This is a genomic window from Eoetvoesiella caeni (genome assembly GCF_003315175.1).
Taxonomy (GTDB): Bacteria; Pseudomonadota; Gammaproteobacteria; order Burkholderiales; family Burkholderiaceae_B; genus Eoetvoesia; species Eoetvoesia caeni.
The window spans coordinates 229,483-254,812 of the sequence record NZ_QNRQ01000001.1; the positions used below are offsets into that span (position 1 = coordinate 229,483).

Consider the following 25,330-nt stretch of genomic DNA (forward strand, 5'->3'; position numbering starts at 1 on the left):
GTCAAGCATGAACGATCCCGCCATGCTGACAGTGTTGGGGCTCGTCCTGACCTTCGTGCTGGTCTTGCTGCACGTTCCGATCGGCGTTGCCATGGGTATTGCCGGCGTTGGCGGGTTCGCCCTGATCGCCGGATGGTCTCCCGCCCTGGCCATGATGGCCTCCGAAGCCGCAAGCACCTTTTCCTCGTTAGACCTTCTGACTATCCCATTTTTTGTCCTGATGGGAGCTTTTGCCAACGTGGCGGGCCTTTCGGAAGACCTTTATCGATTGGCATACGCCCTGATCGGACATAAACGCGGCGGCTTGGCCATGGCAACGGTCGGAGGCTGCGCGGGCTTTGGCGCCGTATGCGGCAGCTCCGTGGCGACGGCCGCCACCTTCGGCAAAGCCTCGCTGCCGTCCATGCTTTCGCGCGGCTACGATCCGGGTTTCGCCGCCGGAACCGTTGCCTCGGGCGGAACCCTGGGCATATTGATTCCGCCCTCGTCGGTCATGGTGATCTACGCCGTCCTGGCTCAGGAACTTATCGTCACTATGTATGTGGCGGCGCTATTGCCCGCGTTGATCGCCATAGTGCTTTACTTTACCGCCATCTATTTTTATACGCATTGGCGCCCGCTGCATGCCCCAATAGGCACTAAGGCCACTGCGGCCGAACGGTGGCGGGCTGCGGGGCAAGGCTGGCAAGTCATTCTCCTGGCCTGCGCCGTGGTGGGCGGCATGGCCTTCGGCGTATTTACCGCGACCGAGGCCGCCGCGGTAGGCGCCGCCCTGGCCTTCCTGTTTGCCTACTTTCGCCGCAAACTCAGCATGGCGGGCCTGCGCCAAGTGATGACAAGCACGGCATCGACCTCTGCCATGATCTACGTCTTGATCATAGGCGCATCGCTGTTCGGTTATTTCGCAGCGGTAACCCAAGCGCCCCAGGCACTGATTGAAGCCGTTCAGGCTTCAGGTGCCCCGGTCTGGCTGGCCCTGTGCATCATTGTCGTACTGTTCATCATTGCGGGGGCCTTCTTCGATGAAATGGCCGCCATGGTGGTTACCTTGCCATTCGTCTTGCCGCTAGTCATGAGCTGGGGATTCGATCCGGTCTGGTGGGGTGTGGTCAACGTCGTCATTATCGAAATCGGCATGTTGTGCCCCCCGTTGGGCATGAATGTATTCGTCGTGCATGGCGTGGCCAAGAGCATTCCTCTATCGGCCATTTATCGCGGCGTCACGCCCTATCTGTTGGCCAACGGCATCCGCCTGGCCATTCTCATGGCTTTTCCCATTATTTCGCTATGGCTGCCAGCCGCGCTTAAATAAAGAAATAAAAATCAATTTAAGATATTTACTAAACAATTAAATCAAATTAAATAATTTATCAATGGTTTTTATCATAATGTGATATATTCAAAATATCAAAAAAGGAAACTATCATGCAGGTAGATGTGGCCATCATCGGTCTGGGCCCGGTTGGAGGAATACTGGCAAGCCTGCTGGGCAAGCTTGGCCTGTCGGTGGCCGTATTCGAACGCGAGGCCTCTTACTACGCCCTGCCCCGCGCCGTTCACTACGACGGCGAATCCATGCGGGTATTCCAGGCCATCGACATTGCGCAAGAAATGACGGCGCTAAGCATTCTGACCCCCGGCATGAAATACGTGAACGCGCAGGGACAACTGCTGGTCGACTGGCCGCGTCCCGCCGAAGTCGGCTCGCAAAACTGGCATTCCAGCTATCGCTTCCATCAGCCCGACCTGGAAAAGACCCTGGCTCAGGCATTGCCCCGCTGGCCCAATATCCAGCGCCATTATCGTTGCGATGTCTTCGCTCTTGACGAGGCCCAGGATGGCGTCACCGTCCGCTACGAAGACTTAAGCAACGGCAAGTTGAACACGCTTGGCGCCAAATACGTGGTTGGCTGCGACGGCGCACGCTCCATCGTGCGCCGCTTCATCGGCTCCGAAATGCAGGACCTGGGCCTGCATGAACGCTGGCTGGTTTTCGACGTTCTGTTGAAGAAGCCCTGGTCGGTGCTGGGCGACTACACCGTGCAATTTTGCGATCCTTCCCGTCCAGCCACTTACGTGCGCGGCGTGGGCAATCGGCGCCGCTGGGAAATCATGCTTCTGCCCGAAGACAACGCCGCCGAAATCGTACATCCCGATAAAATCTGGTCGCTGCTTGAAAAATGGATTACACCGCGAGATGCCGATCTGGAGCGCGGCGTCGTTTATACCTTTCATTCGGTCCTGGCCAAGCAATGGCGTAAAGGACGCCTGCTGCTGGCGGGCGACTCGGCGCATCAAACGCCGCCGTTTCTTGGGCAAGGCCTGTGCGCCGGCATACGCGACGCGGCCAATCTGGCCTGGAAACTGCATGCTGTGGTGCGCGGCCAGCTCAATGACACGATATTGGACACATACCAGGAAGAGCGTCACCCTCATGTGGCCGAATACATCAAGCAAGCAGTCCAAATGGGCAATCTCATCCAGGCCAGGGACGCAGAGGCCGTGGCCGAACGCGATCGGCAACTGTCGGAACGGCCACGCCACATGAAGAACCTTAGCCCTGTCCTGGGACGCAGCGCTTTGAACGACGCCAAGAACTACGCCGGCACCCTCTCGCACCAGCCCAAGCTGGATGCGGATCGCCTGATGGACGATATTGCCGGGCTCGATTTTGCGATTCTCAGTTTGCCGGGCGCCTTTGCTCCAGCCGACATCCAAGCCCTATGCAATGCGGCACCCGTTCCGGTAGTCGCGCTTCAGGCCAATACCCCGCAAGCGCGGGCCTGGCTTGAAAGCATCGGCACCCAAGCCGCGGTAATCCGGCCGGACCGTTATCTGCTGGGGCTGGCCAACGATCTGCTTGAGCTTGAAAGCGTGCTGCATAAATTGCAAGCCTTGCAGTCCAGACGCACAGAACAAGCCGGGCACGCCGCGGCCTCGCATGCCTGACCTCAAGCGGCCAACAATGCTTGCGCACACTTGTGCCGCCTTCATTGCCGAGTCATTCCTGAACACCAACGCGCCGCCAAATGGCGGCAAACAACAACGGAGTCACAATGAAATTCATCAGTTTTACCAAAGGCGCCGCCCATAGTTTCGGCGCCCTGCGCGACGGCCAAGTCATCGACCTGGGCGGACGGCTGGGCATCGCCGACCTTGGTCGGGCCCTACGCCGGCACAGATTGGATAAACTCAAAAACGAAGCGGACAAAAATTCGGCCGACTTTTCCATTGAAGACATCAGCAGCTACCGCCCTGTCGTGGCCGACCCGGACAAGATTTTCTGCGCGGGCCTGAACTACGATGCTCACGTCAAAGAAACCAACAAAGAACGCACCAAGCAGCCCACCATGTTCACGCGCTTTGCCAGCGCCCAGGTAGGCCACATGCAACCCATGATTCTGCCGCCTGAATCCGATAAGTTCGACTACGAAGGCGAGATTGCCGTCGTTATCGGGAAAGAAGGCCGGCGTATTTCGGAGAACAAAGCCTTCAGCCATATTGCGGGCTTCTCCTGCTACAACGACGGCAGCATCCGCGACTGGCAAATGCATACATCGCAATGGACGCCGGGCAAGAATTTTGAAGGCACAGGCGGGTTCGGGCCCAGCCTGGTCACGACCGATGAAATCGGCGAAAACGAAGTCCTTACGCTTGAAACGCGCCTGAATGGCCAAGTCATGCAGCACACGACTACCGACCTGCTTATTTTCTCGATTCCCGAGTTGGTCAGCTATGTATCCACTTTCATTACGCTGCTGCCCGGCGATGTTATCGTCACCGGCACACCAGGCGGTGTAGGGGTCAAGCGCCAGCCGCCCGTCTTCATGAAAGACGGCGACATCGTCGAGATCGAAGTCAGCAAAGTCGGGATACTGAAAAATCCGATCCGGGCAGAATAATCTTACAAAGCAATTCTTAAAACAAAGGAGACACAACAATGATCAAGCTAAAGTATGCAGCCGTCCTCGCACTGCTTTTGGGTGCGGCATCAGCCCATGCGGACATTAATGTGGGGGTTGTACTGTCCACTACCGGACCCGCCACATCGCTGGGCATATACGAAAGGAACGGCGTTCAGTTGGGCGCAAAAACCATCGCCGGACAAAAGGTAAATTATATTTTTCTGGACGATACATCGGACGCCACCGTCGCCGTGAAGAGTGTCAGAAAGCTGATGTCCGAGGACAAGGTCGACGTTATTATCGGTCCAACCATTACCCCGGCCGCGATAGCAATCATCCCGGTCGTCGCCGAAGGAAGCACGCCGAATATCAGCCAGGGTCCAACCAATTCGCTAGTTCAGCCTATGGATGCCCAACGCCGATGGGTATTTAAGACCACGACCAACGACGAGCACGAAGCAGCACCCCTGTTCAAGGACATGCGCAAAAAGGGTATCCAGAACCTGGCCTACATTGGATTCTCCGACGGCTATGGCGATCAATGGGACAAGCTGGTTCAGCGTTATACGCCGGCCCAGGACGGAGCTCCCGCCATAAATGTCGTCGCCAAAGAGCGCTACGCCCGGCAAGACACCTCAGTGACCGCCCAGGTCATAAAAATGCTGTCGAAGAATCCCGATGCAATTCTGATCGCCGGATCGGGCGCCGGCGCGTCGACGCCGCTTCTGGAATTGCGCAAACGCGGCTACACAAAGGATATTTACGTGACCCTGGGCGCCACATTCGGCGAATTCCTCAAACTTTCGGGCTCTGCAGCTGAAGGCATTTATGCACCGTTCGCGGCAGTAATGGGCGTAGATCAAATTCCCGACTCGTACGAAGCCAAGAAAAGCGCAGAACAATTCGTCTCGATGTATGACGCGAAATACGGCAAGGGCGCGTCCAATATTTTTGCCGCAGGAGGCTGGGACGCGACCAAGTTGATCGAAGCCGCCGCTCCCGTCGCACTAAAAAAGGCCAAGCCCGGCACGCCCGAATTCAGGGCTGCGCTACGCGACGCCATCGAAAACACCCACAATCTGGACGGCGCACGGGGCCGGTACAACATGACCACGACGGATCATGCTGGGCTCGATACCAATGCGCTGATGCTGGGACAATTCCGGGAAGGCCGTTGGATGCTGGTCAAACCATAATCCGGACACCTCCGCAGCACCGGCTTTACCGGCGCAACACTACGGCGCGCCAACAGCATCTGACCGACCCGGCACGTCCGGGCCGGCCATGATGCACATCAATGAGAACCGGCTTCGAAAGCCTATTCGAATACTGCTATCGACTCCACGTGGCCGGTATGCGGGAACATATTGATGACGCCGGCCGACATCATGCGGTAGCCGCCTTCGTGCACCAGGATGCCCGCATCGCGCGCCAGCGTGGCGGGGCTGCAGGAAACATACACAATGCGTTTGGGCCGTTCGTCCACAGCCAGGGCCGCCAAAGCGCGCGCCACGGCTTCCGCCCCTTCGCGCGGAGGATCGATAAGAACTCGTTCGAACCGTCCCAGGTCGCGCAGCCATTGAACGTCGACTTCAAACAGGTTCAGCACCGCGAAACTGGTGCGCTCGCCCAGGCCGTTCTGGGTGGCTGCCTCATAAGCACGGTCGACCAGCGCCTTGCTGCCTTCAATGCCGACCACAGCGCGGGCACGCGTGGCCAGGGGCAGCGTAAAGTTGCCCAGGCCGCAAAACAGATCGGCAACACGGTCTTCGGGCTCGGCCTCCAGCAAAGATAGGGCCCTTGAAATAAGTGTGCGGTTGATGTCCTGGTTCACCTGCGTAAAGTCGGTAGGCCGATAAGGCATGCGCAAGCCGTATTCAGGTAGAAGATAAGCCAGCTTTTCAGCATCGCCTGCGTCCAGCGGGTGCACGGTGTCGGGACCCTTGGACTGCAGCCACCACGACACATTGTGCAATTGGCCGAAGGCGCGCAAAGCTTCAATGTCGGTCGTCGCCAAAGGATCGAGGTGGCGCAGCAGCAAGGCCGTCGTCGCGTCGCCCACCGCGACCTCTATCTGGGGAATGCTGTGCGGCTTGGCCAGGCCGTCCACCAGCTTGCGCAAGGGCACGAGCATGGCCGAAACATGCGCAGGCAGGACCAGGCATTCGGTCATGTCGGCCACATAGCTGCCGCGTTTCTCGCGAAAGCCCACCAGCGCCCCGCCCTTTTTATTGACAAAGCGCACCGACAGGCGGGCGCGATGGCGATAGCCCCACGCCGGCCCATGCAAAGGCGGCAAAATACGTGCTGGCTGCACTTTGCCGACATGCCCCAGGGCATCTTCCAGCACACGCTGCTTGATGGCCACTTGGGCGGCGGAATCCAGGTGCTGCATGGCGCAGCCACCGCACACCCCGAAATTAGGACAAGGCGGATTGACGCGCTGCGACGACGCGGAAAGGATTTTTTCGGTCCTGGCCGTATCATACGAAGACTTGCGGCGTACGACGTTGGCCAACACTTGCTCGCCCGGCAAAGCGCCTTCGATGAATACGACTTTCCCGTCTCTGTGCGCCACGCCGCGCGCTTCCAGGTCGAGGGACTCGATATTGAATACTTCCGACATAAAAATCCATGCTTTCAAAAACAGATCAGGCACGAATTTTATGCTAATGGCGCAAGTCGAGTATTTTGAAGGGGAAATACCACTGCGCGGCTTGGTGCCCCCAAGGGCCAAAACAAACGCCCCGCTACTGAACTGCCCCCAAAAGGTTGGATGGGTGTCCAACTTCATGGGGTGCGCTTCATACAGCGGGGCGTTAAATGAAACGGCTGGCCCAGGCACCGGGATGCCGAGACGTTGCTAACTAGACCTCGCGCCGAAGAGCGAGGCCTAGCCGTCGGCCAATAATCAGGAAGCCGATGTCTTGTTATCGGACTGGGTTTGCTCGGAGTGATGAGAACCTTTGTGCATGCGCTTCATTTCTTTCATGCGTTCGCCGCGCTGCGCTGCGCGTTCGCCAAGCAAGGTGGCGACCTTCTGCTGCTGGGCGGTATCCAGCGAATCCCATACCGCAAACCATTTGGCGGCAATCTGGTTGCGGGCCTCAAGCGCTTTGCCACGGGCTTCATCGGCTTGCTTCACGGCCGCATGCGGATCGATCTTGCCCGCCTTCAGTTGCTCGGCCCGGGCCTGGTGTTCGGCCTTCATGGACTCGTAACGGCTTTTGCGCGCTTCTTTCTGTGCGGACTGGGCGTCGGCCAATAGCTTGGATTGAGCGTCGTTGAGACCCAGCGTCTGTACAGCCGCCTCGCTCAAGCCCCCGTAGCCCGGTATCATCATGGCAGCCTTCTGATGTTGATGGCGATGATGGCCGCGCATGGACTTGTCGGCGCGAGGAGCCGCGGCCTGATCCGAAGACTGCGTCGTTGCAGTCTGCTCGGCCGCCGCGATCAGCAAGGGGCTGGGTTCGTTGACTGCCGCAGCCATGGCTGCGCCTTGCAGCGAAAACGCCGCGGCTAGAGCGGCAACTTTAAGCAGCAATGGGGATTTTGCGGTATTGGTCATGATTCAGTCCTTTAAAAAGAGGAAACTCATTGTCGTCCTCTAGTGGTTTCGGATCTGTTTCAGCCATGGTAATTTGTTTTCAGTCGATTACAGAGCTGCCAACGGGATAAAAACGCTACGTTGCGTCCCAGGCAGCCATGTATTCCTTCCAGTGGGTCGCGTCGCTGGCCTGCAGCGTATCCCGCACCAGTTGTACCTCGGCGTCGTAGCCGGCCTGGTCCAGTTCGCCCTTTAGCAAACGGAAACGGCAATAGACCAGCCAGGTGTTGACGACGTCGGTTTCGCAATACGCGCGCACTTCGTCGGCCTTGCCTTCGGACCAGGCCTTCCAGACCTGGCCGCCATCCATGCCCAGTTTGCCCGGGAAACCGCAAAGCTTGGCCAGATCGTCAAGCGGCGCATTGGCCCGGCCGTTGTACTTGGCCAGTAGATCCATAAGGTCAATATGGCGGTTGTGGTAGCGGCTGATGTAATTGTTGTACTTGAAGTCGCGATCATCCTCGCCCGTATCCCAATAACGCGGCGCCTGAACGCCGTGGATAAGGCTGCGGTAGTGCAAAACCGGCAAATCGAAGCCTGAACCGTTCCAGCTGACCAGCCGGGGGGTATAGCGTTCGATAGTCTTGAAAAACCCCGCAATGAGGCTGGCCTCGGGATCTTCGGCCTGGCCCAGGGTCTTGACCCTGAAGCCGCTGTCGTCGCGAAACACGCAGCCGACGACGGCGATTTTATGCAGATGCAAAGGCAGGAAATCGGAACCATGCGACTCGCGTCGCGCTTCCAGCGCCGCCTCGATGACCTGGACATCGCTCATGCCCGGGTCGTAGTCTCCCAATCGGCGCAAGCCCGCGGCATCGGGAATGGTTTCAAGGTCGAAGACCAGCGTGGGAATCATCGTGCCGGCAAATACGACAGGGGATTGACCGGAGTACCGCTGCGCCGGATCTCGAAGTGCAAGCGCGGCGAGGTGGTGTCCGTTTGCCCTATGGCGGCAATCTTGGCGCCTTTTTGCACCGATTGCCCCGTCTTGACCAGCAGTTTCTGGTTATGCGCATACGCGGTAATAAAACCGCTGTCGTGGCCAAGCAAAATAAGATTGCCCAGACCCCGCACCCCATTGCCCGCATACATGACCTTGCCCGAGGCGGCGGCCACGACCGGATCGCCGACCGAACCGGCAATGTCTATGCCCTTGGTATTGGCATTGAAGCTTTGGATTATCTTGCCCGTGGCCGGCCAGCCCCAGGAAATGATGCTGGCATCTTTGGCGCGCGCAGCCGTGGTGGGCTCGGCCGCAGGTTCTGTAGCCGGCACCGGCGCAACCGGCGCCGTGGTTACCGGTGCGCTTACCGGCCCTGCCGCACCCGACAGGCGCAGCGACTGGCCCACGCGCAATTGTCCCGGATCGGTAATATTATTGAGGCGAACCAGGGTTCCGACCTCGATATTGTGGGCCTGGGCTATCTTGTACAGCGTATCGCCCGGCTTGACGATATAAGTGCCTGTCGCAGGTACGCTGCTGGTTGCACCGCCGCCCGACATATCGGTAACCGGCGCCTGGGTCTGGCGCGAAGCGCAACCGGCCAGCACGGCCAGCGCAACGGCGGAAACCGCGAACCCTACCCGCCTTGCCGACTTAAGCCCGGGGCGATAAGCCGCTTGTGTAACGCTGGACCGGAACGTCCCTACCTGCATATGATTCTCCTAACTATAGCTGTGTACCGGCTCGTAAAGGGACGAAGCGAACGGATTCAAGCTCTTCGCGATGCCATGCTGCAGGCCCCGTCCGCTCGATAAGAATCAGACGTTGCGCTGCGCCCCCTTCCGGCGCAATTAACCGACCCCCAACCGCAAGCTGCTCCAGCAGCGTCTGGGGAATTTTAATGCCTGCCGCCGCCACGACTATCGCATCGAAAGGCGCGACGCCCGGCAAACCCAACATTCCATCGCCAAACGAGATGCGAACGCGGCTAACCAGCTTCAAGGCTCGCAAATGGTTGCGAGCCAGCTCGTAGAGACCGCGTATGCGTTCAATGGCATGCACCTCTTTGACAAACTGGGCCAGTACGGCGGCTTGATAGCCGCAGCCGGCCCCGACCTCCAAAACTTTAACAGGTACGCGATTTTCGCACACCGCTGAAATCATACGTGCAACTACCCATGGTTGGGAAATCGTCTGGCCATGGCCTATGGGCAACGCGGCGTCTTCGTAGGCACGGCTTGCCAGGCCTTCGTCCACGAACAAATGGCGCGGCACCGACATCATGGCGGCCAGCACGCGTTCGTCCTGAATGCCCTGGGCGCGCAAGCGTTGAATCATTTGAGCCCGCAAGCGATCGGAGTTCAGGCCCAGATTGCTTGAGTTTGCGGGGGTCGAAGCGGTCGGCACGGGGGCCGGCCTGGCCAGGCCGCCCAGACTGATGCGGGTATTGCTGTTGGCCGCGGAAAACCCCTGGCCTACGCCCGAGCGTCCGAAACGGTTGGGCGTGCCCGAAGAAAATGGGTAGCGATTGACAGGTTTGCTCATAGCGAACCCATCCAGACTTTTACATTTTGAAGCTGTTCGTAGTGAGTGAGATCGAGCCGCAGCGGCGTCACCGACACAAGATTTTGCGCGATCGCGCCAAAATCGGTATCGGCCGCCGAATCGGACACCATGCCGACCGGGCCTATCCAATACACTGGATCGCCATACGGTGTACTGCTTTTGACCACCGGTTCGGAAGGATGGCGCTTGCCCAGCCGGGTAACGGCCATGCCTTGCATTGCTTCGAAGGGCACGGCCGGAATATTGACATTGAGCAGAACCGACTGCAGCGGCTGTTCCAGTTGGCGCTCGACGATCTGGCGCGCGATGCGCGCTGCCGCATCCAGGTGTTCCCAGCCCTTTTTTACCAACGAAAACGCGATAGAAGGAATACCGAACAGAAAGCCTTCGGTGGCCGCGGCGACCGTGCCGGAATACAAGGTATCGTCGCCCATGTTGGCGCCGTTGTTGATGCCGGAAACCACCAGGTCCGGGCGGAAGTCCAGCAGGCCGGTCAAGGCAATGTGCACGCAGTCGGACGGCGTGCCATTGACGAAATAATAGCCGTTGGGCGCCTGCCTGACGGACAGCGGGCGATTGAGGGTCAGCGAATTGGAGGCGCCGCTGCAATTGGTTTCGGGTGCGACTATGGTCAGTTCGCCCAGGCCTTTCAATGCTCCGACCAGCGCCTCGATGCCCGAAGCGTTATAACCATCGTCGTTGGCCACCAGTATGCGCATTGCCCTTCCATAATTTCAACTGAACGTAGCCAATTGTACCTGCTCGTTTTAGCGATTTGGCCGCCGCTCACGGTAGAATCACACTGAATTATTGCGGAGTTCGCTTACATGTCATCGATAGCCCTGTCCTTATCTGGAATAGTCGCCATTTTATGCGCCTATTTGATCGGATCCATTCCGTTTGCCGTGCTGGTCAGCCGCGGCATGGGCTTGCAGGACCCCCGGACATTCGGCTCGAAAAACCCGGGCGCCACCAATGTGCTGCGCAGCGGCAACAAATCGGCCGCCATCCTGACCTTGTGCGGCGACGCGGCCAAAGGATGGTTTGCCGTGTGGCTGGCCGAAAGCGTAGGTTTGCCCGATTTTATCGTGGCCCTGTGCGCCATTGCCGTATTTCTGGGCCACCTGTACCCGGTATTCCTCGGATTCAAAGGCGGCAAAGGCGTTGCCACCGCGCTGGGCGTCCTGCTGGCGCTGCAGCCCTGGCTGGCCCTTGCCACCGTCGCCACCTGGCTGATAGTAGCTTACGCCAGCCGCTATTCGTCGCTGGCCGCGATAGCCGCAGCCATCTTTACTCCGCTTTATTATTTGTTCGGCGGCAACGTCGCCTGGCCGTTCAGCCCGCTGATCTGCGCCGCGATCGTGGTGATCTGCGTTATTGTGTGTTTTCGCCACAAAGCCAATATCGCGCGGCTTCTGGTAGGCAAAGAAAGCCGCATCGGCGGGAAAAAAGCCGCAGGCCCCCACCGCAACGCCCACTAATGCCGCTCGGGCCGCGCCGGGCACTGCCTTTTTGGCCGCGGCCCCGAATGCCAAGGTTTTTCAAGCGCGGCAACCTTGCCCCGCCTGGCTGGGGCGTGCGCCGCTAGACGCACACGTCCTGCAAATCCCAGCGTGGATGCACCGTAAAAGCATGGCTGTCGCCGGACAAGTCCGCCAGTCCCGCCTTTACGCGCTCGGCTGCCGCAAAAGCAATCATGGCGCCATTGTCGGTACAAAATTCCAGCGGCGGAAAAAAAGCTTCACCGCCCAACCCTTTCATTGCCGCCTGCAACTTCGCGCGCAAATGGCGATTCGCGCCGACTCCGCCGGCTACGACCAGGCTCTTCAGGCCGGTTTGCTTCATCGCCTTGATCGCCTTGGCCGCCAGCACATCGACAATGGCGGCTTCGGTCGAGGCGGCCAGATCGGCTTGCTGTGTGGAATCCAGCGGTCCACTTTCTTTTTCAATGCTTTTCAAGCGCGTCAGCACCGCGGTCTTAAGGCCGCTGAAGCTGAAGTCCAGATCGCGGCTGTGCAACAGCGGACGCGGCAAATCGTAGCGCGCGGCATCGCCCTTTTCCGCCAGCAACGACAAAGCAGGGCCGCCCGGATAGCCCAACCCCATCAGCTTGGCCGTTTTATCGAACGCCTCGCCGGCCGCGTCGTCCAGGGTTTCACCCAGCAGTTCGTAGTGCCCTACGCCGTCGACCCGCATCAATTGGGTATGCCCGCCCGATACCAGCAAGGCCACGAAAGGAAACTCGGGACGCGGCTGCGCCAATAGGGGCGAAAGCAAATGCCCCTCCAGGTGATGGATGGGTATGGCGGGTAGGCCGCGCGCCCAGGCAAAGGACTGCGCGACGCTGGCCCCTACAAGCAAGGCCCCCGCCAAGCCAGGACCGGCGGTATATGCCACGGCGTCAATATCGCCCATGGCCAAGCCCGCTTTTTGCAGGACTTCTGCGGTTAGCGGAAGAATGCGCTGAATATGGTCGCGCGAAGCCAGCTCCGGCACGACGCCGCCGTACTCGCGGTGCATTGCGATCTGGCTGTGCAAGGCGTGGGCAAGCAGCCCCCGCTCGGTACAGGCCACGGCGACCCCTGTTTCGTCGCAAGAACTTTCAAAACCGATAATAATCATGATGCATAAGTGTACAACTGGACACAAAACCGTCTTAGAATGGCACTCGGTTAAACAATAGATTGAAATAACTAAATTAATCTTGGAGGCACTAGATGCTGGAGAAACTTTTCAAGCTGCGCGAGCATGGCACCACAGCCAGAACGGAAATACTGGCGGGGATCACAACGTTCCTGACCATGGCGTATATCATCTTCGTCAACCCGGCCATTTTATCGACGACCGGCATGGATCATAACGCAGTGTTCGTGGCAACCTGCCTGGCCGCGGCGCTCGGCACGCTCATCATGGCTTTCGTGGCCAACTGGCCGATCGGCATGGCGCCCGGCATGGGCCTTAACGCCTTCTTCGCCTTTACCGTCGTGGGTGCCATGGGCTATTCATGGCAGCAAGCTTTGGGCGCGGTCTTCATCTCCGGCGTCGTGTTCGTCATTCTTACAGTCACGGGCATCCGCTCATGGCTGATCGACGGCATCCCTAAATCGCTGCGCTCGGCCATTGCGGCCGGTATCGGCCTGTTCCTGGCCATTATTGCCCTGGGGCCCAACGGCGCCGGCATCGTGGTCCCCAATAAAGCCACCATCGTGGGCCTGGGCGACCTAAGCTCCACACCAACGCTGTTCGCCATCCTGGGTTTCTTCATCATTGCGGCGCTGGACGCCATGAAAGTGCGCGGCGCCATCCTGCTGGGCATCATCATTATTACTGCCCTGTCGATGGTCACTGGGCACAATGAATTCCAGGGTGTATTTTCCGCTCCGCCAAGCCTGGCACCCACCTTCTTCCAGCTTGACATCATGGGTGCGCTGCACACCGGCTTCATCCACGTCATTCTGGTGCTCGTGCTGGTCGAGGTTTTCGACGCCACCGGCACCATGATCGGGGTTGCCAAGCGGGCCGGCCTTATCCCTGAAGGCAAGCCGAACCGTCTGGGCCGCGCCCTGTTTTCCGACAGCACCGCCATCGTGGCCGGTTCGTTCCTGGGCACCAGCAGCACTACCGCCTATATCGAAAGCGCCTCGGGAGTGCAAGCGGGCGGACGCACGGGCCTGACCGCGCTGGTCATCGCCATTCTGTTCCTGCTGGCCTTGTTCTTCTCGCCTTTGGCTAAAACCGTTCCGGGCTACGCCACCGCTCCCGCCCTGCTGTATGTAGCCGGCCTGATGCTGCGCGAGATCACCGAAATCGACTGGAGCGACGTAACCGAAGCCGCGCCCGCCGCCCTGGCCGCCATGATCATGCCATTCACCTATTCGATCGCCAATGGCCTGGCTTTCGGCTTCATCAGCTACGTCATCCTCAAGGCTGCCACGGGCAAATTCCGCGACATCCACCCCGCTACGCTGATCGTCGCCATACTGTTCGTCATCAAGTACGGTTTCTTTCCCGACTGATCCGCCTGCTGCTAAGGCTTCAACGCCAGGGCAAAGCGTGGCATTACTTGGGTAAGCCACGCAAAGCCGGCAAAGCGCACACTTTACATACAAGTAGAATCAAAACAGCGGTAAGGAAAACTGTAAACTAGAAGCTGCGCATAGCAGCTTACCCAAAGCGGCTCTTGCAGGCCGCTTTTTTCTGGATGATTTTATGACCACAATAGACCTGAACAAAGACACCTTCCAGGAAGCCATCAAAGAGGGCAAGACCCTGATCGTGGACTTCTGGGCTCCTTGGTGTGGTCCTTGCCGCAACTTTGCCCCGGTGTTCGAGGCGGCTGCCAAGCAAAATTCCGACATCGTCTTCGGCAAGGTCAACACCGAAGAAGAGGAAGAGCTGGCCGGCGGCCTGGGCATCCGTTCGATCCCTACCTTGATGGTGTTTCGCGAACAAGTTTTGCTGTTCAACCAGGCAGGCGCCTTGTCGGCCCCCCAATTGGGCGAACTGATCACCCAAGTCAAGGACATAGACATGGCGCAAGTGCACGCCGAAATCGCCGAAGAACAGGCCAAAGCCGGCGACAAGCCGCAATAACAGTCGCAGCAGGCCTTACCTTGGTAAATGCGGTGCGATGTCGATCGCCGGCCCTTGCGAATGGGGCAGGGCCATGCCGCTAGTGTCCCTGCTCATCGGCTTCGCGCCGATATCGGCCTTGACCCCTGGTTAGATCGGTAAATGCCGCGACAAGCGCGTCGGCCAATTGTCGCGGCACACCGACTTGCCAGCGAACACCAGCGGCATCGAATTCTTCGGCCTGGATACGCGCCCCAAAAGTTCCCAGCCTGGATTGCACCAGCGCCATATCGGCAAAAGTGCACTGCAGCAAGAGCTGCTCTTCATCGACCAACTCGATGCGGCTGCCCAGCCGCAGGCATTGCGCCGCAACGCCGCCATACGCGCGTATCAGTCCGCCGGGACCCAGTTTGATTCCACCGAACCAGCGCCCTACCAATACCGCTACGCGGTCGCATTGCTGGCCTTCGATTGCTTGCAGGATAGGCCGGCCCGCGGTGCCGCCAGGCTCGCCATCGTCATTGAAACGATATTCGTTGCCGATGCGGTAGGCCCAGCAATTATGCGTGGCCGTCGGCACGCTGTGTTCGGCAAAAAACCGCAGGGCTTCGTCGGGATTGTCCGCTTTTGATGCCAGCGCCGCAAACCGGCTTTTACGGACATCTTCCTGGTAGGTAGCCAATTCCGTCAGCGTATATTGGGCCACAGGCCAACTCCATTGAATACTCTTCGCAACCCCCGCCGTATCCCCAAAGCCGGCCGGAATTAAGCCTCGATGCCGCGCGAGGCCAGGTAGTCGTCGTAGCCGCCCCTGTAATCGATCAGCTCGCCGCTAGGCAGGATCTCGATTACGCGCGTGGCCAGCCCCGAAACGAATTCACGGTCGTGCGACACGAAGACCAGCGTGCCTTCGTATTTTTCCAAAGCGTACTGCAGGGACTCGATCGATTCCATGTCCAGGTGGTTGGTCGGCTCGTCCAGCAGCATGACGTTATGGCGGCCCAGCATCAGCCGGCCGAAACTCATGCGGTTTTTTTCGCCCCCGGAAAGCACCTTGACCGCCTTGACGATATCGTCGGCCGAGAACAGCAGGCGGCCCATGACGGAACGCATGGTCTGGTCATCGTCGCCGGGCTGGCGGTAGCGGCTAAGCCAGTCGAACAGGTTATCGTCGGATTGGAACTGCTCGGAAACGTCCTGGGCCATATAGCCGATATCGGCGTTTTCAGACCACTTGACGCTGCCCGAATCCGGTGCCAGGTCGCCCGCCAAAAGGCGTAGCAAGGTGGTTTTACCCACCCCGTTGGCGCCGATGATGGCGATTTTTTCACCCGCTTCGACCATGGCCGAAAAGCGCCCGATGACGGGGTGGTCGAAAGCCTTGGTCAGGGACTCGACAGTGACGGCCAGGCGGTGCATGACCTTGTTCTGCTCGAAGCGGATATAAGGATTCTGGCGCGACGAAGGCTTGACCTCGACGGTTTCGGATTTAATGCGGTCGATTTGCTTCAGGCGCGATGTAGCCTGGCGCGACTTGGACTTATTCGCAGCGAAGCGGCGTACGAAATCCTGCAGCTCGGCAACACGTTCCTTAGCCTTGGCATTGACCGCCGAAACCCGTTCGCGGGCCTGGGTCGACGCCATCATGTAGTCATCGTAGTTGCCCGGATAGACACGCAACTCGCGATAATCCAGGTCGGCCATGTGAGTGCATACCTGGTTCAGGAAGTGCCGGTCGTGGCTGATGATAACCATGGTGCTCTGGTAGCTGTTCAGCACATCTTCCAGCCAGCGTATGGTGTTGATGTCCAGGTTATTGGTCGGCTCGTCGAGCAACAGCACGTCGGGGTTGGAGAACAAAGCCTGCGCCAGCAACACGCGCAGCTTCCAGCCCGGCGCGATTTCGCGCATGGGCAGATTATGCTGCTCGACGGGAATCTCCAGGCCAAGCAAGAGTTCGCCCGCCCGCGATTCGGCCGTATAGCCGTCGTACTCGGCGTACTTGGCCTCGAGGTTGGCCGCATGCATATAATCTTCTTCAGTTGCATCCGGATTGGCATAAATGGCGTCCCGCTCGGAGACGACCTGCCACATTTCCTCGTGGCCCATCAACACAACGTCCAGCACACGGAGATCTTCGTAGGCAAACTGATCCTGGCGCAGCTTTCCCAGGCGCACGCCTGGGTCCAGCGACACATTGCCACCCGAAGACTCCAGGTCGCCCCCGATAATCTTCATGAAAGTGGATTTACCGGAACCGTTGGCGCCGATAAGCCCGTAACGATTGCCCCCGCCGAACTTGACGCTGACGTTCTCAAATAAAGGCTTGGGGCCGAACTGGATGGTGAGGTTTGCTGTGGATATCACTTAAATTCTATCGATTCAAAAAAATGGTCTGGACAACCTGCTAGTTTAACAAGTTTTGACTTAAGAAGCCTTTCGGTTGCGGGCATGCAAAATGCGGTTCGCCGCCCCCGAATGGCCGCGAACCGCAAGACGATGAAGTGCCCACGGCGCTTAAAAGTGCTCTTCAAGCACCAAATGCGCCATACCGTCTTCCGTGGCCACACCAACCTTTTTGCCTATCGGCAACGTTGCCTTGATCTTTACATGGCCGTAAGGCAGGCCGGTGACTACCGGCACTTTCACGGTTTCGCGCAGCCATCGCAGCACCGACGGCATATCGAAGCCGTTGTCGTGCGCGGCCAAGCGGTAATCCGTAAAACGGCCCAGGACAATGGCTTTTTGGCGAGCCAGCACGCCGGCATGCCATAGCTGCGTCAACATGCGCTCGATCCGGAACGGATGTTCGCTGATGTCTTCCAGGAACAGTATGCCGCCCTTGATCTTGGGCAAATAAGGCGTACCTACCAAAGAGGCCACCATGGCCAAGTTGCCGCCCCACAAGACCCCGCGCGCATCCACCGGGTCGGAATCGGGCGACTCGAAACTGAGGATTTCCAGTTCGCCGCGCATGCTTTCGGTGAACAGCGCAGCTGTCAGATCATCCATTTTCTTGGCGCCGAAGTCGAAGACAGCCGTGGGTCCCGCGTAGCTGGAAGCACCGGTTTTCGCCAAAAGCGCCAGATTGAATACCGTGAAGTCGCTTTGGCCGATAAAGATCTTGCCGCTGTCGGCCACGGCCTGCCAGTCGATAAAAGGCAGCAATCGGCTCAAGCCGTAGCCGCCGCGCGTTGCCATCACAATAGGGTGTTTTTGCTTGAGCGCTCGCGCAATGCCGGCCAAACGCTGCTTGTCCGTACCGGCAAAGCGTTCATGCACCGCCAGGGCTGCGCGGTCGACCGCGGTCTTGAAGCCCAGTTCGCCCAGTCGCTTGCACGCCAGTTCGACCCGGGCGGGTTCCGCCACAGCACCCGACGGCGAAATCAGGTAAATGCCTTTGGGAGCCGGCTGGCGGGAATGATGGGAGTGGTCGTGATCTTGATGTTCTTTCGCATGCGTCATGGTGCGCCTGTATAAAAGGAAGTGCCTGAGGAAAACAAACCGGCCAGAGCTCAGCGTAACGGAACGAATACGTCTCTTTTAAGCCGCAAGTAACGGCAATGCATATCGAACAGCGAAAAAACTGGCTCTTTCAGGCAGGCATAAGTATAGTTGACGCCGCCTCCTCTTCATAAAAGCTTATGTTTGCCCAAGCTCTTTCCACCTGGCTCGCCCGGCGCAATATCCACTTTGCCTGGGTAGTCGCGGCCATTACTTTCCTGACCATGCTGACATCGTCGGCCGCACTGGGCCTGCCGGGGGTATTGCTTACCCCGCTAAGCGCCGAATACGGCTGGAGCACCGAGCAGATATCGTCGGCCCTTGCGCTGCGTTTCATCCTTTACGGCCTGCTGGGGCCTTTTGCCGCCGTCTTCATCAGCCGCTACGGCTTGCGCGCCGTAATGAGCACCGCCCTGACCTTGCTGGCCATCGGCCTGATCCTGGCCGTAGAGATGACGCAGTTCTGGCACTTGGTGGCGCTATGGGGCATAGTTCTTGGCTTTGCCAGCGGCATGACGGCCCTGGTGCTGGGCACCATTATCACCAACCGCTGGTTCGAAGCCCACCGGGGCGTCGTCATCGGCGCGCTTACCGCCAGCATCGCCACCGGCCAATTGGCCTTCCTGCCGTTTGCGGCATGGCTGGTCGAAAACCACGGCTGGCGCTCTTCTATCCTGCCCATTTTCGCCTTGACGCTTTTAGTCGCGGTGCTGGCCTTCTGCTTCATCCGCAATTATCCCGAAGACATCGGCCAGGCGCCCTATGGCGCCGCGCCAGCCGCAAGCGGCCGCGCCCCGGCCGCTCCGCCCAAGGCCGTCCATCTTTCGCTGGCCGATCCCTTCAAAGCGCTGTTGGCCGTGCGCGGCAACCGTACATTCTGGGTTTTGGCCGGCACGTTCTTTATTTGCGGCTTGAGCACCAACGGGCTTATCCAGACGCACTTCATTTCTTTGTGCGGCGACTTCGGCATGTCGGCCGTGCCGGCCGCCTCGGTTCTGGCCATGATGGGCGCCTTCGATTTTTTCGGTACCATTTTGTCGGGCTGGCTCTCGGACCGCTACGACAATCGCAAGCTGTTGTTCTGGTATTACGGATTGCGCGGCTTGTCCTTGTTCTGGCTGCCCCACTCCGAATTCACCTTTTACGGGCTTACGTTCTTCGCCATGTTCTATGGGCTGGACTGGATTGCCACCGTACCGCCTACCGTCAAGCTGGCAACCGCAGCCTTCGGCAAAGAGCAAGTGGGCATGCTGTTCGGCTGGATATTCGCGGCGCATCAACTGGGCGCCGCCACGGCCGCCTATGGCGCCGGACTGACCCGAACCATGCTGCTTACCTATACTCCGGCGCTATACGCCGCAGGAGCCGCGTGCCTGGCTGCAGCACTGATCATTCTGACGGTTCGCCGGGTTGCGCCTTCGCGCGCTTCGCGCTGAGCCTGCGGGCGCGAAAAAAAGCGCGCAAATGCTCGCCGCATTCTTCCTGCAGCAGTCCGCCTGCCACATCCGTCTGGTGATTCAGCTTGCTGGCGTGCAGGCTGAGCACACTGCCGCAGGCGCCCGTCTTGGGGTCGTGCGCGCCATACACCACCCGTTTCAGGCGCGCGTGCATCATCGCCCCCATGCACATGGCGCAAGGCTCCAGCGTCACATACAGGCTGGCGCCCGGCAGGCGGTAATTGCGCGCCGCTTCGGCGGCCTCGCGCAAAGCTACGATTTCGGCATGGGCCGTGGGATCGTGGCTGCCGATGGTGCAATTGAAACCTTCGCCTATGACCTGCCCGCTTTCATCGAGCAAGACTGCGCCCACAGGAACCTCGCCCGCGGCCTGAGCTTTGCCGGCAAGCGCTAGAGCCAGGCGCATGGCGGCGATATCGGCATCATTGAACGCCCCGCCGGCACCTGGACCCAGGCAGCCGGAAGCGTTTGGGTCCGCGGGCATATCCTCTGGCATTCCCGCCGCCATATCAGCCCCCGTATATGCGCGCATTGAGCGAAATGCGGCCCGCCAGGCTTTCGACTGCTTCTTCCAGCCACTGATATAGTTCGGCATTCTCGTCGTAACGGGCCTGGTTCAGATTGGAGACCCTTCCTTCCTGAATGAATCCCCAGGCGCGGCTGCGCTTGTCTTTATGGCGAGGATCCCATACCCCGAACGCCACGCCCCCCGACTTGCGTATTAATGAGAAGCACGGAATATCGGTATAGCCGTCGCCGACAAAAATCATTTGCTGGAATGGAACCCGCAGCTTGTCCTGGTCGACTTTCTTATTGACCTCGAATGGCTTGTTGCGCGAGGCCTGCCCCACTATGCCCTTCTGGATATGGAATAGATAACGGGTTTTGTCGGTAAAGCTGACGATGCGGCGCGGGAAATGGATACCGCCGTCACTGCCGTATATGAACTCGGATGCCCAGATATCGGTAAATTCGTGTGCAATGGGGGTATTGCGCACGACATCGCCTATACCGCTGGAAATAAGATAGAACTCGATCTGCACCTGGGGGTGTTGCGCCTTGACCTGAGCCCGCAGCCGGCTGAATAAAGTCCGCACGCCGTCATGCAGCGGCAGGCGCCGGCCCCAATCGGCCAGCCGCTCTTGCGTGATGAGGCCATTCTGGCCCGAACGCGAAAGCTCTATCATTTGATACAGGTATGCCGGCACGGGATCCCAGTCTTCGTGGGACAGCAAAGGCCCTACCTCTTGCGACCAGAAATGCCCGGCATCGACGCCTATATCGGACAAAAACCCGCTAGTACTGTCGGGGGCCAGCGTATCGTCGAAATCGAAAATCAGGGCAATGACGTCGGACATGTTCTTCCTGGAATAAAGCCGCAGCGCCGCGGCCTGGGCGTCAAACAAGCCTCGAGTGTAACGCCTGCTGCAGCACGATCCCAACTGCAAGCCACGCGGACCGGGTCCGCTCATTCATACAAGTTTGCGTTAAATCAACTGCGCGGGCCCAACCCACTCATAGAATCAAAGTAGCGAATTACCGCTATAGACACGAAGCCGTACACCCCATACCCTCACAGGAGGAATACATGTTTGGCCGCATAGCACTCGATCTAACGAAAGACCGCTCCCACCAACTGCGCCTGGATCTTACCGTCCAGCTTGCCGCAGAACACCAGGCGGAGCTTGTAGGCATTTATTCCTCCCCCGTGCCTAGCCAGTATCTGCGCGACGAAACGGTAGTACCCACTCAAGTAGCCGACCTTATGCGCAGCTACGTAAGTAACGAAATGACTGAGATCCGCGACAACTTCCTCAAGACGGCAGCCAATGCCGGCGTCAAGGCCAGCTATCGCGCGCCTCAAGGCCCCACCGAAGAAGTGCTGGCACTCCATGCCCGCTATTGCGATATTCTCGTCATGAGCCAAGCCGACAGCGCCAACCCTTCGCCCGGCGTCCGCCCCACCTTGGCCGAATCGGTCATTATTTCGGCAGGCCGCCCCGTGCTTATGATTCCCTATATCGGCCACCTCAACCCAATCGGCCGCCGTGTTCTGTTTTGTTGGGATAATGGCCGACGCGCTGCGCGCGCATTGGCCGATGCGGCCCCAATACTGCAAAAAGCCAGTCATCTTACTGTTTTGAAAGTCGATGAGAACCTCGACCAACTGAACGCCCAGGACATCACACCCAAAGATCTGGATGCCTACTGCGCCGCCAAAGGTTACCCGACACCCCAGGTCGTGAAAAAAGAAAGTCTGAGCCATGGTATCGGCAACACCATACTCAATTCGGCCACCGATCATGGCTGCGACATGATAGTCATGGGCGCCTACAACCGCAGCCGGGTGCGCGAATGGATATTGGGCGGCACGTCCAAAACCTTGCTGCAATCCATGACCGTGCCTATTCTCTTTTCCCACTAGGCACGGGCTGCATCGGCCTGCCACCTTGGTACGGCAGGCCGATTGAGAAATTCCATCACAGTCCGGACACGGCAGCAGGCCAGTGCTATGGACTCAGCGCATGGGCCATTGCTTCAACTGCCGCAATACCTCGGGCAGGATGTTAGGCAGATCCTCGGCAATCAACCCCGGCCCGAAGCACTGTGCGGCCTGGCCTTGCAGCCAGACTCCGGCGGCGGCGGCCTGGAATGGATCCAGGCCTTGGGCCATCAAGCCCGCAATCAAGCCGGTCAGCACATCGCCTGTGCCGCCCGTTGCCAGGTCGGGCGGTGCATTCTCATTCACGACGGCACAACCGTCGGGGGATGCCACAACGGTATCCGCGCCTTTCAAGACTACGACTGCACCGCTTTGCGCGGCGGCGGCGCGGGCTCGCTCCAGCTTGCTGCCCGAAAAATCGAAGATGCGCGTAAATTCGCCTTCATGCGGCGTCAGTACGCAGGGACCTGCGATGGCGTTGAACAGCTGTTGCGGGGCCGAATGGAAAGAGGTGATGGCGTCGGCGTCCAACACCACGCCGCGTCCGGTTTTCAACCCCGCCAACACGTGCTGGCGGGTAGCTTCGGACACGCCCGCACCCGGCCCGACGACAATCACGTTGCGCCGCTCATCAGCCAACAAATAGGGCAAGCCGCCGGCATCGTCCAGCGGCTGCACCATGACGCTGGTCAGCGCACTTGCGTATACCGCCCAGGCCGGTTCGGGTGCGGCCACTGTTACCAGACCCGCTCCAACGCGGGCGGCCGACAGAGCCGACAGGCGTGCGGCACCGGTCAGGATTTCACCGCCCACCACCAGCACATGCCCGCGATTGTATTTATGCCCGTCCTGGCGCGGCCAGGGATAATCGGCCAGCCACAAGCCAGGCGAGTTGGCGTATGTCGTTGACGCAACCTGCGTCAGCACGGTGTCGGGAATACCGATATCGGCCACCACTACGTCGCCGCACAAGCAGCGGCCCGGCAGCAAAACATGCCCCGGCTTGCGACGAAAAAAAGTGACTGTCAATGCCGCTTGCGCGGCCACACCCAGGACTTGTCCGGTGGCGCCGTCCATGCCGCTGGGCACGTCAACGGCGCATACTGGTATTTGCGCACGGGACAACGCCTGCACGACGTCCCTGGCCGCCCCTCTTAGCGCGCGGGACAACCCCGCGCCGAAAAGCGCGTCGACGACCAGCTGCGCGCCGTCGAGCAAGCCTGTGGACATGGGGTGGATAGCGCCCGTCCATAAGGAGGCATGATGGGCTGCGTCGCCCGACAGCGATTCTTTGGTGCCCAATAAGCCCAGCGTGACCGGCCAGCCCCAGGAAGCCAAGTGACGGGCGGCGACGAAACCGTCGCCGCCGTTATTGCCCGGCCCGCACAGCACGGTAAGGGGGCGCGGCGACCAGCGTTCCTGCACCGCCCGCGCTACCGCCAGGCCCGCCGCTTCCATCAGCGCCAAGCCCTCGACGCCATGGGCAACGGCCGCGCTATCGGCCTGCGCCATTTCAGCGGGAGTCAGCAGCGCATACTCGTCTATTGCCATACATGCCTTGCCATTTAGTAAACTGCGTATATTCGATCATAGCCGCACACTTGGAATCAGACTTATGATTAAAGAGCGCTTTTCATGCAATCTGTAATATCCGTATCAAACCTATCCAAGATTTATGCCTCGGGCTTCGAGGCGCTCAAAGACGTCAGCCTGGACATCCGGCGCGGCGAGATCTTTGCCCTTCTAGGCCCCAACGGCGCGGGCAAGACCACTCTCATAAGCATAATCTGCGGCCTGGTCAATGCATCCGGCGGCACCATTGTTGCCGACGGATACAACATCGTCACCCAATACCGCCAGGCTCGCGCCCGCATTGGGCTGGTGCCGCAAGAGCTTACCACCGACGCCTTCGAAACCGTCTGGGATACGGTCAGCTTCAGCCGCGGCCTGTTCGGCAAACGTGCCGACCCGGCCTATATCGAAAAAACGCTCAAGGCTCTGTCGCTCTGGAGCAAAAAAGACAACAAGCTGATAACTCTGTCGGGCGGCATGAAGCGCCGCGTCCTCATCGCCAAAGCCCTGTCGCACGAACCGCAAATCCTGTTCCTCGATGAACCTACCGCCGGTGTAGACGTGGAGCTGCGCAAAGACATGTGGGAACTGGTGCGCTCTTTGCGCGCCAACGGCGTTACGGTAATTCTTACCACGCACTACATCGAAGAAGCCGAAGAAATGGCCGATCGCATCGGCGTCATCAGCCAGGGCCGCATTATTCTAGTCGAAGAAAAAAAAGAGCTCATGCGCAAGCTCGGAAAAAAGCAGCTCATATTGCAATTGCACCAACCCTTGCGGGACGTCCCGGCGCAACTGAACGGCTACGGCTTGATGCTGTCGGACGATGCCAAAGAGCTTACCTACACCTACGACACCCAGCACAACCAAACCGACATCACCGCCATGCTTGCCGATCTGCACAATGCCGGTATCCGCTTTCGCGACCTGCGGACCAGGCAAAGCTCGCTGGAAGATATTTTCGTAACCCTGGTCCGGGAGACACGATGAATCTGCACGCCATACGGGCCATCTATCTGTTCGAAATGGCGCGGGCCTGGCGCACCATAGCGCAAAGCCTGATAGCCCCGGTCATTTCCACTTCCTTGTATTTTGTAGTTTTCGGTGCGGCCATCGGCCATCGCATCAACGAGGTCGGCGGCATCAGCTACGGCGCCTTCATCGTGCCCGGCCTGGTCATGCTTTCGCTGCTGACCCACAGCATCTCCAATGCTTCGTTCGGCATTTATTTTCCGCGCTTTTCCGGAACCATCTACGAAGTACTCTCCGCGCCGGTCTCGCATCTTGAAATCCTCGTCAGCTATGTCGGCGCCGCTGCCACCAAGTCGCTGATCCTTGGCGTAATCATCATGGCCACAGCCACGTTCTTTGTGCCGCTGCGCATCGACCATCCATTGTGGATGCTGCTGTTCCTGGTACTGACCTGCGTCACGTTCAGCTTGTTCGGTTTCATTATCGGCATCTGGGCCGATGGCTTCGAAAAGCTGCAATTGGTGCCTTTGCTTATCGTCACGCCGCTTACCTTCCTGGGCGGCAGCTTCTATTCCATAGACATGCTGCCCGCATTCTGGCAAAAGGTCACGTTGCTGAACCCGGTTGTTTACCTGATCAGCGGCTTTCGCTGGAGTTTCTACAGCATTGCCGACGTCAGCGTTGTCGTCAGCCTGGTCATGACGCTGGCCTTTCTAGTGGCATGTCTGATCATCGTCTTGTGGATGTTCAGAACCGGCTACCGCCTAAAGCCGTAATCGCTTGCGCCGC

Annotated in this window: 24 protein-coding genes; 11 read left to right on the top strand and 13 right to left on the bottom strand. The window is 59.0% G+C overall.

From position 1 onward, the window contains the following. Window positions 1–7: 7 nt before the first annotated feature. From DFR37_RS01060 to DFR37_RS01075, 4 genes are all read left to right on the top strand, one after another. Window positions 8–1,312 carry a TRAP transporter large permease gene (locus tag DFR37_RS01060; RefSeq protein ID WP_113931396.1) on the top strand — a complete coding sequence of 435 codons (1,305 nt, stop codon included), beginning with the start codon at window positions 8–10 and terminating at the stop codon, window positions 1,310–1,312. A 113-nt stretch (window positions 1,313–1,425) separates the two neighbouring features. Further along, complete coding sequence (gene mhpA, locus DFR37_RS01065; RefSeq protein ID WP_113931397.1) at window positions 1,426–2,949, top strand: bifunctional 3-(3-hydroxy-phenyl)propionate/3-hydroxycinnamic acid hydroxylase MhpA; 1,524 nt, start codon at window positions 1,426–1,428, stop codon at window positions 2,947–2,949. Window positions 2,950–3,056: 107 nt separating this feature from the next. Continuing rightward, entirely contained in the window at window positions 3,057–3,902 is an 846-nt protein-coding gene (locus DFR37_RS01070) for a fumarylacetoacetate hydrolase family protein (RefSeq protein ID WP_113931398.1), read from the top strand. A 38-nt stretch (window positions 3,903–3,940) separates the two neighbouring features. Beyond that, on the top strand, window positions 3,941–5,101 hold the full coding sequence (locus DFR37_RS01075) for an ABC transporter substrate-binding protein (protein ID WP_113931399.1): 1,161 nt from the start codon (window positions 3,941–3,943) through the stop codon (window positions 5,099–5,101). A 122-nt stretch (window positions 5,102–5,223) separates the two neighbouring features. Here DFR37_RS01075 and rlmD read toward each other — a convergent pair whose 3' ends face one another. From rlmD to surE, 6 genes are all read right to left on the bottom strand, one after another. After that, window positions 5,224–6,531 carry a 23S rRNA (uracil(1939)-C(5))-methyltransferase RlmD gene (gene rlmD, locus DFR37_RS01080; protein WP_113931848.1) on the bottom strand — a complete coding sequence of 436 codons (1,308 nt, stop codon included), beginning with the start codon at window positions 6,529–6,531 and terminating at the stop codon, window positions 5,224–5,226. Window positions 6,532–6,816: 285 nt separating this feature from the next. After that, window positions 6,817–7,473 (bottom strand): hypothetical protein, encoded by a 657-nt coding sequence (locus tag DFR37_RS01085; protein ID WP_113931400.1) that lies wholly within the window; start codon window positions 7,471–7,473, stop codon window positions 6,817–6,819. 115 nt (window positions 7,474–7,588) lie between these two features. Next, window positions 7,589–8,368, bottom strand: coding sequence for a 3'-5' exonuclease (locus DFR37_RS01090; protein WP_113931401.1), 780 nt, complete (start codon window positions 8,366–8,368; stop codon window positions 7,589–7,591). Beyond that, window positions 8,365–9,168, bottom strand: a complete 804-nt coding sequence (locus DFR37_RS01095; protein WP_113931402.1) for a peptidoglycan DD-metalloendopeptidase family protein — start codon at window positions 9,166–9,168, stop codon at window positions 8,365–8,367. Before DFR37_RS01095 ends, DFR37_RS01090 begins: the two co-directional genes overlap by 4 nt. A 13-nt stretch (window positions 9,169–9,181) precedes the next feature. Next, window positions 9,182–10,000 (bottom strand): protein-L-isoaspartate(D-aspartate) O-methyltransferase, encoded by an 819-nt coding sequence (locus tag DFR37_RS01100; protein ID WP_113931403.1) that lies wholly within the window; start codon window positions 9,998–10,000, stop codon window positions 9,182–9,184. Beyond that, the gene (surE, locus tag DFR37_RS01105; RefSeq protein ID WP_113931404.1) at window positions 9,997–10,740 is read right to left on the bottom strand and encodes a 5'/3'-nucleotidase SurE; all 744 of its coding nucleotides are present in this window, start codon (window positions 10,738–10,740) and stop codon (window positions 9,997–9,999) included. Before surE ends, DFR37_RS01100 begins: the two co-directional genes overlap by 4 nt. Before the next feature lie 108 nt (window positions 10,741–10,848). Here surE and plsY point away from each other — a divergent pair, with 108 nt between their 5' ends. Further along, on the top strand, window positions 10,849–11,502 hold the full coding sequence (gene plsY, locus DFR37_RS01110) for a glycerol-3-phosphate 1-O-acyltransferase PlsY (RefSeq protein WP_113931405.1): 654 nt from the start codon (window positions 10,849–10,851) through the stop codon (window positions 11,500–11,502). A gap of 103 nt (window positions 11,503–11,605) precedes the next feature. Here plsY and tsaD read toward each other — a convergent pair whose 3' ends face one another. Beyond that, window positions 11,606–12,643 (bottom strand): tRNA (adenosine(37)-N6)-threonylcarbamoyltransferase complex transferase subunit TsaD, encoded by a 1,038-nt coding sequence (tsaD, locus tag DFR37_RS01115; protein ID WP_113931406.1) that lies wholly within the window; start codon window positions 12,641–12,643, stop codon window positions 11,606–11,608. Window positions 12,644–12,738: 95 nt separating this feature from the next. Between tsaD and DFR37_RS01120 the strand changes: the two genes are divergently transcribed. Continuing rightward, the gene (locus tag DFR37_RS01120; RefSeq protein WP_113931407.1) at window positions 12,739–14,037 is read left to right on the top strand and encodes an NCS2 family permease; all 1,299 of its coding nucleotides are present in this window, start codon (window positions 12,739–12,741) and stop codon (window positions 14,035–14,037) included. A 193-nt stretch (window positions 14,038–14,230) separates the two neighbouring features. Beyond that, a complete protein-coding gene (trxA, locus tag DFR37_RS01125; protein ID WP_113931408.1) occupies window positions 14,231–14,614 on the top strand; it encodes a thioredoxin in 384 nt (127 codons plus the stop codon). Between the two features lie 79 nt (window positions 14,615–14,693). On the opposite strand, the gene DFR37_RS01130 is transcribed toward trxA, so the two are convergent. The 3 genes from DFR37_RS01130 to DFR37_RS01140 form a co-directional block, all read right to left on the bottom strand. Then, window positions 14,694–15,299: an IMPACT family protein gene (locus DFR37_RS01130; protein WP_113931409.1), complete on the bottom strand. Its 606-nt coding sequence runs from the start codon at window positions 15,297–15,299 to the stop codon at window positions 14,694–14,696. Between the two features lie 59 nt (window positions 15,300–15,358). Further along, window positions 15,359–16,960, bottom strand: coding sequence for an ABC-F family ATPase (locus DFR37_RS01135; protein ID WP_113931410.1), 1,602 nt, complete (start codon window positions 16,958–16,960; stop codon window positions 15,359–15,361). Between the two features lie 150 nt (window positions 16,961–17,110). After that, a complete protein-coding gene (locus tag DFR37_RS01140; RefSeq protein WP_113931411.1) occupies window positions 17,111–18,058 on the bottom strand; it encodes an LD-carboxypeptidase in 948 nt (315 codons plus the stop codon). A 179-nt stretch (window positions 18,059–18,237) separates the two neighbouring features. On the opposite strand from DFR37_RS01140, the gene DFR37_RS01145 reads away from it, so the two are divergent. Further along, on the top strand, window positions 18,238–19,533 hold the full coding sequence (locus tag DFR37_RS01145; protein WP_113931412.1) for an MFS transporter: 1,296 nt from the start codon (window positions 18,238–18,240) through the stop codon (window positions 19,531–19,533). Here DFR37_RS01145 and tadA read toward each other — a convergent pair. Together tadA and DFR37_RS01155 are read right to left on the bottom strand one after the other, a co-directional pair. After that, window positions 19,487–19,960 (bottom strand): tRNA adenosine(34) deaminase TadA, encoded by a 474-nt coding sequence (gene tadA, locus DFR37_RS01150; protein ID WP_113931849.1) that lies wholly within the window; start codon window positions 19,958–19,960, stop codon window positions 19,487–19,489. The two genes, DFR37_RS01145 and tadA, sit on opposite strands and share 47 nt — an antisense overlap. 103 nt (window positions 19,961–20,063) lie before the next feature. Then, a complete protein-coding gene (locus DFR37_RS01155; RefSeq protein WP_113931413.1) occupies window positions 20,064–20,912 on the bottom strand; it encodes an HAD family hydrolase in 849 nt (282 codons plus the stop codon). Between the two features lie 230 nt (window positions 20,913–21,142). Here DFR37_RS01155 and DFR37_RS01160 point away from each other — a divergent pair, with 230 nt between their 5' ends. Beyond that, complete coding sequence (locus DFR37_RS01160; RefSeq protein ID WP_113931414.1) at window positions 21,143–21,979, top strand: universal stress protein; 837 nt, start codon at window positions 21,143–21,145, stop codon at window positions 21,977–21,979. Between the two features lie 93 nt (window positions 21,980–22,072). Here the strand turns inward: DFR37_RS01160 and DFR37_RS01165 are convergent, their stop codons facing one another. Further along, on the bottom strand, window positions 22,073–23,548 hold the full coding sequence (locus DFR37_RS01165; RefSeq protein WP_113931415.1) for an NAD(P)H-hydrate dehydratase: 1,476 nt from the start codon (window positions 23,546–23,548) through the stop codon (window positions 22,073–22,075). Between the two features lie 84 nt (window positions 23,549–23,632). Here DFR37_RS01165 and DFR37_RS01170 point away from each other — a divergent pair, with 84 nt between their 5' ends. Then, window positions 23,633–24,559, top strand: a complete 927-nt coding sequence (locus DFR37_RS01170) for an ABC transporter ATP-binding protein (protein ID WP_113931416.1) — start codon at window positions 23,633–23,635, stop codon at window positions 24,557–24,559. After that, a complete protein-coding gene (locus DFR37_RS01175) occupies window positions 24,556–25,317 on the top strand; it encodes an ABC transporter permease (RefSeq protein ID WP_113931417.1) in 762 nt (253 codons plus the stop codon). Before DFR37_RS01170 ends, DFR37_RS01175 begins: the two co-directional genes overlap by 4 nt. Window positions 25,318–25,330 lie beyond the last annotated feature (13 nt).